This window comes from Delftia sp. PE138 (assembly GCF_018320755.1).
In the GTDB taxonomy this organism is placed as follows: domain Bacteria; phylum Pseudomonadota; class Gammaproteobacteria; order Burkholderiales; family Burkholderiaceae_C; genus Comamonas; species Comamonas tsuruhatensis.
On record NZ_JABEPN010000003.1, the window covers coordinates 172668 to 184919 of the forward strand.

General features: G+C 69.1%; 10 protein-coding genes. 4 read left to right on the plus strand and 6 right to left on the minus strand.

Going from position 1 to position 12252, the window contains the following annotated elements; genetic code table 11:
* Positions 1–1158, plus strand: coding sequence for an acyl-CoA dehydrogenase family protein (locus HFGMBDPB_RS13140; RefSeq protein WP_013800068.1), 1158 nt, complete (start codon positions 1–3; stop codon positions 1156–1158).
* 14 nt (positions 1159–1172) lie between these two features.
* On the plus strand, positions 1173–1574 hold the full coding sequence (locus HFGMBDPB_RS13145; RefSeq protein ID WP_034400287.1) for a PaaI family thioesterase: 402 nt from the start codon (positions 1173–1175) through the stop codon (positions 1572–1574).
* 152 nt (positions 1575–1726) lie between these two features.
* Here HFGMBDPB_RS13145 and HFGMBDPB_RS13150 read toward each other — a convergent pair whose 3' ends face one another.
* Positions 1727–2641, minus strand: coding sequence for a LysR family transcriptional regulator (locus HFGMBDPB_RS13150; protein ID WP_012202113.1), 915 nt, complete (start codon positions 2639–2641; stop codon positions 1727–1729).
* A gap of 160 nt (positions 2642–2801) precedes the next feature.
* Here HFGMBDPB_RS13150 and HFGMBDPB_RS13155 point away from each other — a divergent pair, with 160 nt between their 5' ends.
* Entirely contained in the window at positions 2802–4103 is a 1302-nt protein-coding gene (locus HFGMBDPB_RS13155) for a CaiB/BaiF CoA transferase family protein (RefSeq protein WP_212645544.1), read from the plus strand.
* Between the two features lie 683 nt (positions 4104–4786).
* Complete coding sequence (locus HFGMBDPB_RS13160) at positions 4787–6439, plus strand: methyl-accepting chemotaxis protein (protein WP_034365601.1); 1653 nt, start codon at positions 4787–4789, stop codon at positions 6437–6439.
* Here HFGMBDPB_RS13160 and HFGMBDPB_RS13165 read toward each other — a convergent pair whose 3' ends face one another.
* From HFGMBDPB_RS13165 to HFGMBDPB_RS13185, 5 genes are all read right to left on the minus strand, one after another.
* Positions 6440–7438 carry a porin gene (locus HFGMBDPB_RS13165; protein WP_026062702.1) on the minus strand — a complete coding sequence of 333 codons (999 nt, stop codon included), beginning with the start codon at positions 7436–7438 and terminating at the stop codon, positions 6440–6442.
* A 298-nt stretch (positions 7439–7736) separates the two neighbouring features.
* Entirely contained in the window at positions 7737–9059 is a 1323-nt protein-coding gene (locus tag HFGMBDPB_RS13170) for a hypothetical protein (protein WP_016452208.1), read from the minus strand.
* A 22-nt stretch (positions 9060–9081) separates the two neighbouring features.
* Positions 9082–10146 carry a homocysteine S-methyltransferase family protein gene (locus HFGMBDPB_RS13175; RefSeq protein WP_212645545.1) on the minus strand — a complete coding sequence of 355 codons (1065 nt, stop codon included), beginning with the start codon at positions 10144–10146 and terminating at the stop codon, positions 9082–9084.
* 248 nt (positions 10147–10394) lie between these two features.
* On the minus strand, positions 10395–11090 hold the full coding sequence (locus tag HFGMBDPB_RS13180; RefSeq protein ID WP_016447398.1) for a helix-turn-helix domain-containing protein: 696 nt from the start codon (positions 11088–11090) through the stop codon (positions 10395–10397).
* A 54-nt stretch (positions 11091–11144) separates the two neighbouring features.
* Entirely contained in the window at positions 11145–12230 is a 1086-nt protein-coding gene (locus HFGMBDPB_RS13185; protein ID WP_016447397.1) for a YkvI family membrane protein, read from the minus strand.
* Between the last annotated feature and the right edge of the window lie 22 nt (positions 12231–12252).

Sequence of the window (12252 nt, forward strand, 5' to 3'; positions counted from 1 at the left end):
ATGATCCGCGACCAAGAAACCCTCGAAGCCCTGCTGGACAGCGTGCGCCGCTTTGTGCGCGAGCGCCTGGTGCCCGCCGAGAACGAAGTGGCCGAGACCGACGAGATTCCCGAGTCCATCGTGCAGGAGATGCGCAACCTGGGCCTGTTCGGCATGACCATCCCCGAGCAGTTCGGCGGGCTGGAGCTGACCATGGAGGAAGAGGTGCGCGTGCTCTTCGAGCTGTGCCAGACCGCGCCGGCCTTCCGCTCGGTGATCGGCACGACCGTGGGCATAGGCTCGCAGGGCATCCTCATCGACGGCACGCCCGAGCAGCAGGCGGCCTGGCTGCCCAAGCTGGCCACGGGCGAGATCATGGCCTCGTTCGCGCTGACCGAGCCCGAGGCGGGCTCGGACGCGGCCTCGCTGCGCACCACCGCCATCAGGGACGGGGACCACTACGTGGTCAACGGCAACAAGCGCTTCATCACCAATGCGCCGCATGCGGGCATGTTCACGCTGATGGCGCGCACCGACCCGGCCAACAAGGGCGCGGGCGGCGTCTCGGCCTTCATCGTGGATGCGAAGTCGCCGGGCATCAGCTTCGGCAAGAACGACGTGAAGATGGGCCAGAAGGGCGCGCACACCTGCGACGTATTCTTCGACAACGTGCGCGTGCCGGCGGCCAACCTCATCGGCCTGAAGGAAGGCCAGGGCTTCAAGACCGCCATGAAGGTGCTGGACAAGGGCCGCATCCATATCGCGGCCGTGAGCGTGGGCGTGGCGCAGCGCATCCTGCGCGACGCGCTGAACTATGCGCTGGAGCGCAAGCAGTTCGGCCAGCCCATCTGCGAGTTCCAGCTGGTGCAGGCCATGCTGGCCGACAGCCAGGCCGAGCTGTATGCGGCCGAGTGCATGGTGATCGACGCCGCGCGCCGCCGCGACGAGGGCCGCAACGTCTCCACCGAGGCCTCGTGCTGCAAGATGTTCGCCACCGAGATGGTGGGCCGCGTGGCCGACCGGGCCGTGCAGATCCTGGGCGGCTCGGGCTACCTGGCCGAGTTCGGCATCGAGCGCTTCTACCGCGACGTGCGGCTGTTCCGCCTGTACGAAGGCACGACCCAGATCCAGCAGGTCATCATCGCGCGCAACATGGTGCGCGAGGCGCGCGCCGCATGAGCCACATGAGCCGTATGAGCGCACCGCCCCCCGACCGCAATGCCTTCATGCGGCTGATCGGCGCCTCGCAGGTGCCCGCGCCGCCCGGCAAGGTCCATGTGCGCCTGCCCCACATGCGCGAGGAACTGCTCAACCAGCTGCCGGCCGCGCACGGCGGCGTGCTCATGACGCTGCTGGACTCCGTGATGTCGCGCGCCGCCGGCGAGCTGCCCGGTGCGCCATCGCAGACCGCCGTGACGGTGGAGATGAGCAGCCGCTTCCACCGCCCGGGCAAGGGCGCGCTGCTGGCCGAAGGCTGGGTGGTTCACTCCAGCCGCAGCCTGTGCAGCTGCGCGGCGCAGTTGCTCGATGAAGACGGAAAGCTGGTGGCCACGGCCACCGGCACCTTCAAATACTGGCTGGCACCGACGGTATGAACACCCCCTGAGCGGCTACGCCGCTTCCCCCTCTCTCGCTTCGCGGGAGGGGGACGACGCCCTCGCTGCGGGGCGGCCCTTGCTCGGCGTCTCGCGCTTGGAACACGCCAGTTGCGTAGGCCGTGCGCAAGCACTGAATAGTTGAGTCCAAGCTACTCCAGCGTGAGCCGGCCCTGTGCGTCGGCCACCAGCAGCTCCACCAGCTCCTGGGCGAAGGACGGCAGGGCCTCCAGGCTGCGCACGCAGATCTGCATCTCGCGCACCGACCAGGCATCGGACAGCGGCACGATGGCGATGTCCATGGAATGCGCATGGCGGCTGGCGGCCGATTCGGGCAGCACGCCCACGCCCACGCCGGACTCGATCATGCGGCAGGCCGTCTCGAAGTTGCCCACCTGGATGCGCTGCTTGATGGGCCGGTGCAGCTGGTCGCTGGCCTGGCGCAGGAAGGCGTGGATGGCGCTGGATTCGTGCAGGCCCACATGGTCCAGGTCCAGAGTGTCGGCAAAGGCCATCTGCATCTCGCCATCGAGCGCATGGCCGCGCGGCACCACCAGCACCAGGCGGTCGCGGCGGTAGGGCAGGGTCTCCAGGTTCTCGGTGCGCACCAGGCCGGCGACGATGCCGATGTCGGTCTGCCCCTCGGTCACGGCACGCACGATGTCGTGCGACAGGCGCTCGCGCAGGTCGATGTTCACGTCGGGATTGCGGCGCAGGTAGTGGCGCAGCACGGGCGGCAGGAACTCGCCCAGCGAGGTGGTGTTGGCAAACACCCGCACATGGCCCTTGATGCCGCGCACGTACTCCTGCATGTCGCCGCGCAGGTGCTCGATCTGGCCCAGCACCATGCGCGCATGGGTGACGAAGGCCTGGCCCGGCGGCGTCAGCGTCACGCCCTGGCTGGTGCGGTACAGCAGCTTGGTGCCGATGCTCTCTTCCAGGTTCTTGATGCGGGTGCTGGCCGCCGGCAGGGAGATGAAGGAAAGTTCCGCGCCACGCGTCATGCTGTTGGCATCGGCGATGTGCACCATGAGGCGCAGATCCACAAGATCGAAATGCATGGCCATCCGGCATTGTAGAAAGCCGCAGCGGCCCCGGCTGAGCCCTGCGCGTCAGTACAAACCGCAGTGCCGGCCGGGCGCGAACGCGCGCTTTCACAAATGCGAAGCCACGGCGGGCCGCCGCGCCGTAGCATGGCCCATCTGCCCGGGATAGCCGCCTCAGCCCATGAACCACACAGCAACCCCCTCCCCCAGCCCCATCCACAACACGGCCACCCATGCCGCAGGAGCGCTGGGCCATCTGCGCGTGCTCGACCTCTCTCGCGTGCTGGCCGGCCCCTGGTGCACGCAGAACCTGGCCGACATGGGGGCCGACGTGATCAAGATCGAAAAGCCCGGCGAGGGCGACGACACGCGCCACTGGGGCCCGCCCTTCTTCCCCGATGCGCAAGGCAATCCCTCGGACAACGCCGTGTACTTCGCGGCCTGCAACCGCAACAAGCGATCGGTCACCGTGGACATGGCCACGACCGAGGGCCAGCGGCTGATCCGCGAGCTGGCCATGCAAAGCGATGTGGTGGTGGAGAACTTCAAGACCGGGGGCCTCAAGCGCTACGGCCTGGACTACGCCTCGCTGAGCGCGCTGAACCCGCGCCTGATCTATTGCTCGGTCACGGGCTTCGGCCAGACCGGGCCCTATGCGCCGCGCGCCGGCTACGACCTGCTGGTGCAGGCCATGAGCGGCCTCATGAGCATCACGGGCCGCGCCGACAGCGAGCCCGGCGGCGGGCCGCTGCGCGTAGGCGTGGCCGTGATCGACCTGTTCACGGGCATGTATGCCACCACGGCCATCCTGGGCGCACTGGAGGCCCGCCACCGCACGGGACGCGGCCAGCACATCGACATGGCCCTGCTGGACGTGGCCATGGCCGTGCTGGCCAACCAGGGCGCGGGCTTCCTGAACACCGGCCATGTACCGGGCCGCCAGGGCAACACCCATCCCAGCGTCGTGCCCTACCAGGACTTCCCCACGGCCGACGGCCGCATGCTGCTGGCCATCGGCAACGACGGCCAGTTCGCGCGCTTTTGCGAGGCGGCCGGCACGGACTGGGCGAGCGACGAGCGCTTTGCCACCAATGCCGGCCGCGTCACCCACCGCGACGCGCTGATCCCGCTGATGGCCGATCTCACGCGCAGCCGGCCCACGGCTGAATGGATCGCGCTGCTGGAGGACAAGGCCGTGCCCTGCGGCCCCATCAACCACATCGGCCAGGCCTTCGACGATGCGCAGGTGCGTGCGCGCGGCCTGCGCGTGGAGCAGGAACGCTACCCGGGCGCCACGCCGCCTGCCGGCGAGACCATCAACCGCGTGGTGACCACGGCCAGCCCGCTGCGCCTGTCGGACACGCCCACCACGCTGCGCCATGCGCCGCCGGCCCTGGGCCAGCACACGGACGAGGTGCTGCGCGAGCGCCTGGGCCTGGATGCACAGCAGCTGCAGGCCTTGCACGACCAGGGCGTGGTCTGAACGACCGGCACAGGCAGGCACCTGGCACACGCTGTCGCGCGGCTGTCCTGACGTCCTGAAGGCTGGGGGCCGGCCCGTCGCACCGGCGCACATGACGGCGCACATGACGGCACAAATGACGGAGCGAAAGCCGGTGCGAAGACGGTGCGAAGACGGTGCGGACGGCCGTGTCGCGCGCCCGCAAACCGCTTTTAGGACACGTCCTATCGAAAATCAGATAGGAAGCATTCTCATCATCTGGCGGTGCGGAAATAATCCCCACCACAGATGCACATAGCCAATTCTTTCCTGTCCGAAATCCCTAGGACACCCATCCGCAGCACCTGGGCGCAGAAGGCGGCAGCCGCCGCCAAGCACCGGGCCGCAGCTGGCGTCCGGGCGCCAAAAGGTGTAGGCGGACGGCTCGGCATCTTCCGCATCCACCGCCCCTGCCCTGCATCAGGCCCGCGCATGGCCAGCCGCAGTCCTGCCGCCCTGGAAGGGCCTGCGCCATGAGACCCCGCATCAAGGGCCGCATCTGCCGGACCTCGGGCTGGTTCCCCCCCTGAGCGCACGCGCCGGCCCTCGTCATTGCCTTCGTTGATCCCTTTCCACCTTGCTCTGCACCGCAGGCCAGGTGTGCCCTGCTGCACGCCTTTTTTTGCTCCCTTGCCGTTCAAGGGATACGACTTCAGAACTTCGCCATGCAAGCCTTTCGCAACCTCAAGATCTCCTCCAAGCTGCTGCTGGCCTTCCTGGCCGTGCTGGCGCTGACCACCTTCGTGGGCCTGTATGCCGTGATGCGGCTCAGCCAGATCAACCAGGCGTCCGTCGACATCGCCACACGCTGGATGCCCTCGTCGCGCATGCTGCTCACCATCCGCGCCACCACGGCGCGCTACCGCGCCAACGAGCTTCAGTACCTGATCTCCACCAGCGACCAGGATATCAAGGCCTTCGACGCCATCATGAGCGACCTGTGGAGCAAGATCCAGACGAACTACGACAACTACGCCAGCTTCATCCAAACCGAGCAGGAAAGGGCGTCCTACGACGAGCTGGGCCGGCTGCGCAGCGCATATGCCAGGGAGCACGCCATGATCATGACCCTGGCACGCAACGGCCGAAAGGACGAAGCCTTGGTGCTGGCGCAGGGTGAATCGCTGGAGCTGAGCCGGCGCCTGTACGACCAGATCGACCGCATGGTGCAGATCGACCACGATGCCGGCCAGGAGGCCAACAGGCACGCCAATGATCTGTACCGCAGCGCGCGCGCCTGGGTGGTGGGGCTGCTGGCCGCCAGCATCGCGCTGGGACTGGCGCTGGCGCTGGCGCTGGCGCGCATCGTGGCGCGGCCGCTGATCGAGGCCGTGGGCGTGGCCCAGGCCGTGGCCGAAGGCGACCTGACGCGCCGCATCCAGGCCACCACCACCGACGAAACAGGCCAGCTGCTGCACGCGCTGCACCGCATGGACCAGAGCCTCATCCACATCGTCAGGCAGGTGCGCAACGGCACGGACTCGATCGCCACGGCCTCCAGCCAGATCGCCTCGGGCAACAACGACCTGTCGCTGCGCACCGAGCACCAGGCCAGCTCTTTGCAGGAGACGGCCGCCTCCATGGAGCAGCTCACCGTCACCGTGCGCCAGAACACCGACAACGCGCGCCAGGCCAACCAGCTGGCAGCCTCGGCCTCGACCGTCGCCCAGCAAGGCGGCGAGGTGGTGTCCCAGGTGGTGGACACCATGGACGCCATCCATGCCTCCTCGCGCAAGATCGCCGACATCATCGGCGTGATCGACGCCATCGCCTTCCAGACCAACATCCTCGCGCTCAACGCCGCCGTCGAGGCGGCGCGCGCGGGCGAGCAGGGCCGGGGCTTTGCCGTGGTGGCGGCCGAGGTGCGCGCACTGGCGCGACGCTGCGCCGATGCAGCCAAGGAGATCAAGCTCCTCATCGAGGACTCCAACGGCAAGGTCAGCACCGGATCGGCCCTGGTGGCGCAGGCCGGCCAGACCATGCAGAACATCGTCAGCAGCGTGCGCAACGTGACCGACATCATGGGAGAGATCACCGCTGCCAGCGTGGAGCAGACGGCGGGCCTGGAGCAGATCAACCAGGCCATCTCCCAGATGGACCAGGTCACCCAGCAGAACGCGGCCCTGGTCGAGCAAGCCGCCGCAGCAGCACAGTCCCTGCAGGAACAGGCCTACGGCCTGCAGCAGGCCGTGAGCGTCTTCAAGCTGGAGCGCGGCATGGAACTCACCGCCCTGCCCGCCACCCCTCAGCCCATGCCGGCTCCAGACCTGGCCAGGATCACCAGCGCAGCCCAGTCAGGCCGCTGGGAAGCGCATTGATCAGAACGAATGGGCCATGCCCACGCCGAAGGCCGTGCGCGAGCTCTGGTTCTCGTAGCGCTGATGGCCCAGGCTGGTGTAGAGCATGGTGCGCTTGGACAGCGCGTACTCGGCGCCCAGCGACAGCATGTTGTTGGTGTCTCGGTCCAGGCGCTGGCGCGCATAGCTGGCCTTGAGCGTGGTCGCGCCCATGCCGTAGGTGGCGCCCAGCGACACCATGCGCGACTTGTCGGGCCCCGTGCCGGGCGTGCCCGACTTGCTGCGGTCATAGGCCAGCATCACCGCTGCCGTGCCGATGCGGTATTTGCCGCCCATGTACAGGTCGGTGTCGCCGCTGCCGTTGCGCTCGTGCGCCACCATGGCCGCCACCGCGCCCTGGTCGTAGTTGACCGATACCGAGCGCGCACGGCCCTGGCGGCCGGGCGCCTGGGTGCGTTCGGGCGAGGCGCTCAGGTGCAGGGAAAAGCCGCCGAACTTGGGCGAGTCGTAGAACACGCCGTTGGACATGCGGCCGTATTCGGGCGAGCCGTTGTTGCTGGCGCGGTCGGTGGGCGTCAGGTAGTGGGCCATGTGCCAGGCCGGCGAGGCGATGCGGTTGAAGTTGCCCCAGGGATCGAACTGCCATTCCTGGCTCCACATGGCGCTGAGCGCGCGGCCCAGGCGCAGGTGGCCCCAGTTGCCCTGCAGGCCCACGGTGGACTCGTCATGCCAGAAGGGCTTCTTCGGATAGTCCTCGGTCAGGCCCGTGTCCAGGTCGAAGCGCGTGCTCAGGCGGAAGGTGGCCTTCAGGCCGCCGCCCAGGTCCTCGAAGCCGGCAATGGCCAGGTTGCTGCGCTGAATCGTTCCCAGCTTGCTGGTCTTGTCGAAATCCCGGAACACACCCGCGTCCAGATAGCCACTGATGGTGACGTTGGAGCCGGCGCCAGATGACTGGGCGGCCACCGGCAGGGCGGCAGCGATGGCGAGAGAGGCAAGGGTCAAGCGGGAGGTACAACGCATCCTGAACGGGTTCCTGAAATGAAAGATGGCACAACACCGGCGCGGCCCGGGGGCATGCGCGAACGGCGACGGGGGCTGCCACAACGGGGGTGGCTGGAAAGGTGCGCGGCGGGCTGGTGGCCAGCCGCGACTTGGAGGCAGCCAGGATGCAGATCGCAGCATGATCGCTGCACATTCGTCAAACATCCCGGCCAAAGACGTCAACCGCGCAGGTGGCGGGCAACAGGCGGCATTATGAAAGCAGGGGCCGGCGATGACCACGCCACCGTCAGGCCCGGTCAGTTTCGCAAGGCCGGTCTCAGCGGCTGCGCTCGGTGCGCGACACGTCCCAGAGCCGGTTCATCTCGCTGCAAAAGGGCTGGGCACAGGGCGCGCGGCCCTCGTACTGGCAGCCTTCGGTGGTACAGAAATGCGACTGGTGCTCGAAGGCCCGGCGCTCGCGCGGCAGGGCGCCCGAAGCCTGGGCCGCCGCCATGTGCAGCCAGGGATCGTTGCGCTGCTGCAGCATCTGCTGCACCTCCTGCGCGAACGCGGGCGACAGCGACGCCACCGAGGCCAGCCCGGCCGGCGATGCCATGGCGCCACCGGGCTGGCGCAGCGGCTGCAGCTCCAGCAGCAGCAGGGCGCTGGTGCGCAGCGCATCGGCGCCACGCGGCTGCACCACCACGGCCACCGGCCCCGAGGCCAGCGATTGCAGCGATGCATCCAGCGGCAGGCGCAGGCCCGGCTCCGTGGCCTGCGCGCCCGCCAAGGGCAGCGCAGCGCCCGCAGGCAGGGCCGCCGCCGTGAAAGGGGCCGCACCCGGCGCGCAAGCCGATGCGGCCGCCAGCGCCATGGCCGCGCCCTGCGCCTGGGCCCAGGCCTGGGGCACCTGCAGGCTCAGCGTGAAGCCGCGCTCGCCCTGCGGCGTCAGCAACGTGCCCTGCTGCACCCACCAGCTTTGCAGGGCGGGCAGGGTCTGTGTGGCCCCCCCGGCAGCGCCGCCTGCAATGCCCCCTGCTGGGCGCGCCCCGGCCTGCGGCGCCAGCCCGGATCCGGCCAGCAGCGCATCCATCACCTTGCCCTTGGCAGCCGCCACGGCCAGCGTCACTGCGGCAGCGGCGGGCGGCATGGAGGCCGCAGGCGTTGTCGATGCAGACGGGATGGGCGGTCCGGCCTGGGCCGATGGAGCGCTCCGGGGATCCTGCCCGCCAGGCGCCGTCGTGCCTGCCGCCAGCGCCTGGAGCAATGCCGCCGAGCCCGGCTGGGCCGCCAGCAATTGCAGGGCCTGGCCCTGCTGGGTGCCCACCTGGGCCAGCAGGGCCTGCAGCAGCCGGCCCAGCGCCTCGGACACACCGCTGGCCGGCCACTGCGGCGCAGGCGCGCCGGGGCTGGCCTGCACCTGGCGCGCCAGCTGGGCCACCAATTGCTCAAAGGCCTGCAGGCGCAGGCTTTGCAGCATCTCGGGCGACCAGCGCACGGCCGTGGCCGCTGGCGGCGTGACGGGAACGGAGGGTGAGGCGGATGACGCGGGTGAAGCCGGCGCCACCGGCGCACCAGCGGCCGGGCCGGGCACAGGCGCCGCCACGGGCTGCGGCAGCCCTGCGGCTGGAGACGGAACGGGCGGCAGCGGCGAACTCATGTCAGAGGCTCCGCCCGCGCGATCAGGCCGATTCCGAGTAGAACAGGCGGCGCGTGGGCGTGCTGCCCACGGCCTTGGCGATGGCGCCGATGTGGTCCGGCGTGGTGCCGCAGCAGCCGCCCACGATGTTGACCAGGCCTTCGGCCGCGAACTCATGCACCAGGCGGCTGGTGACTTCGGGCGTTTCGTCAAAGCCCGTGTCGCTCATGGGATTGGGCAGGCCGGCGTTGGGGTAGCAGCTGATGAAGGTCTCGGGCGCGGCCTTGTTCAGTTCCTGGACGTAGGGGCGCATCAGCGCCGCGCCCAGCGCGCAGTTCAGGCCGATGGACAGCGGGTTGGCATGGCGCACGCTGTGCCAGAAGGCCGTCACCGTCTGCCCGGACAGGATGCGGCCCGAGGCATCGGTCACCGTGCCGCTGATCATGATGGGCAGGCATTCGCCGCTTTGCTCGAAGGCCTCGTCCACCGCGAACAGCGCGGCCTTGGCGTTGAGCGTGTCGAAGATGGTCTCGACCAGGATGACGTCGGCGCCGCCCTCGATCAGCGCCAGCGTCTGCTCCAGGTAGGCCTGGCGCAGCTGCTCGAAATTCACGTTGCGCGCGCCCGGATCGTTCACGTCGGGGCTGATGCTGGCCGTCTTGGGCGTGGGACCCAGGGCGCCGGCCACGTAGCGCGGATGGCCGGGCGTGCTGTACTTGTCACAGGCCGCGCGGGCCAGCCGGGCGCTCTCGAGATTCATCTCGCGCGCCAGATCGGCCATGTGGTAGTCGTCCTGCGCAATCGTGGTCGCGCCGAAGGTGTTGGTCTCGATCAGGTCGGCGCCGGCGGCCAGGTACTTCTCATGGATGTCGCGGATCACGTCGGGGCGGGTGAGCGACAGCAGCTCGTTGTTGCCCTTGACGTCATGCGGGAAGTCCTTGAAGCGGTCGCCCACGCTGCCCGGGCCCGTGTAGCCCTGGCCCCGGTACTGGGCCTCTCCCAGCTTGAAGCGCTGGATCATGGTGCCCATGGCGCCGTCAAGAATGACGAGGCGCTTGGCAAGGATGGCGGGAAGCTCTTTGGCGCGGGTGTACTGGGGCAGGCTCATGGGCAGCGATTGTAGGAATTCCGGGGCGGCCGTGCCGGGCACGAGGATTCCCCCAGAAAAACGGCCTGCGCCCCAAACAAAAGGCGCGACCTATGAAACTAGCGCACCCCCACGCCAGAGACACCGAGGAAGGGCCTATGCCGGCCGCGCCGCCCCGCACCGAGGGTGTCGTCCCCCTCCCGCGTAGCGAGAGAGGGCGCCGTGCACACGGGGGAAGCGGCGCAGCCGCTCAGGGGGTGCTAACCATTTCAGCTGCAGACAGAGACGACTTGAGCCGGCTGGCGGCTCAGGCTCACATACACATGGCCCACGCCGCTGTCGAAATACGCGGCCTCATGGCGGCCCAGTTCCACCGATTCGCCGTTCTCGAACAGGATGCGCACCCGGCCCGAGAGCACCATCACGAACTCCTGGCCCGCATGGCGGATAGTCTCCGAGAATTCCCCGGCCTCGCGCGCATTGATCACGGCCACCAGGGGCTGCATCTTCTTGCCCGGGAAGGCGCCGCACAGCACGCTGTAGAGGTACTGGTCGGTCTCGTAGCGCTGCACGTCCTCGAAACGGTCCTTGACCACGGTGGGCGTGTCGCCGGCCGCCTGCTGGGCGTCTCCGACCATGAACAGCCGTGTCATGTCGATGTCCAGCGCATTGCCCAGCATGAGCACCTTCTCGTAGCTCAGCGCGATCTGGCCGCGCTCGGCCTTGGAGATGGTGGACACGGCCAGGCCGCTGCTTTCGGCCACCTGCTGCAGCGTCAGGCCGCGCTCCTTGCGGGCCTTGCGCAGCTTGGCCCCCACTTCGTGCTTGCCTGCGGGCAGGGCGGCGGCCGTGCGGGCGCCCGGCAGCACGGCGGCAAGGACCTGGTCTGCCGTGGGAAGCGGACTGGAACGAGGGCTGGGGCCGGGACCAGGGGCGGGACTGGTGCGAGGACGGGGGCTGGGCATGAAGCGGGCGATCGGGGCTGGCGACCGCCCGATTCTAGGGTCAGGCCCGCCCCCTCAGGTGCCGCGCAGATCGGCCTGGGGCGCCGGCCCGCGGCCCATGCGCAGCCAGCCTGCCAGCGCGCAGGCCATGAGCGCGAAGCCGATGTAGCCATAGACCGGGTACACCATGCCCACCAGCGTGATGAAACCCGCGAAGCTGCCGCCCAGTGCCACCACGCCCGCCACGCCCGTGCCCCAGCGAAAACGCGGCGTGCCGGCCGGCAGGATGCGGGCCACGAAGGCATAGAGCATGCCCACGGCGGTGTTGAGGATCATGCCGAAGATGACCAGCGACATCAGGTGCCCCAGCCAGGGCGAGATCTGCGTGGCCAGCGCCAGCATGGGCATGGACAGACCGCCCAGCGTGTCCATGCGCCAGACCATGGCGGCCGCGATCAGCAGCATCAGCAGGCCCAGCAGCAGCCCGCCGGCCACGCCGCCCCACAGCGCCACGCGGCGCGAGCTGGCCTGGCCGCCCATGATCACCAGGAAGGGCATGCCCGCCACCACGTTGTAGGAGACATAGAGCAGCGCGGCCACCAGCCAGTGCCCCGCACCCCGGGGCTGGGCGGCGGTGGCGGCCTCCAGCGCGGCCGGCTCGCCCTGGGGCGTCACCAGCACGTAGCCTGCGACCACCACGGTCATGAACACCAGCAGCGGCGTGACCGCGCCGATGAAGGCGATCACCCGGCCCACGTCCAGGCAGACGATGAGCACCGTGGCCACGGTGGCCAGCACGCTGCCCCAGACCTCGGGCAGGCCCAGCCACTGGTGCAGCAGCGAGCCTGCGCCCGCCAGCATGACCACCGTGATGGCGAAGAGGAAGAAGGTGATCAGCACATCGAACACCATGCCCACATGCCGGCCCAGCAGGGCCTGCACCACCTCCTTGTGCGAGCCGGCCTGCAGGCGCTGGCCCATGGTGGAGAACGCCATGGACAGAAAGACGAAGGCCAGGGCCGCCACCAGGCAGCCCGCCAGGCCGATGGCGCCAAAGCCCGCGAAGAACTGCAGTATCTCCTGCCCCGAGGCGAAGCCCGCCCCGACGATGACGCCGACGAAGGCGCCGGCAATCCTGCTCACTTCCTTGAATGCACCCATGCCTGTCTCCTTGGATTGTTGT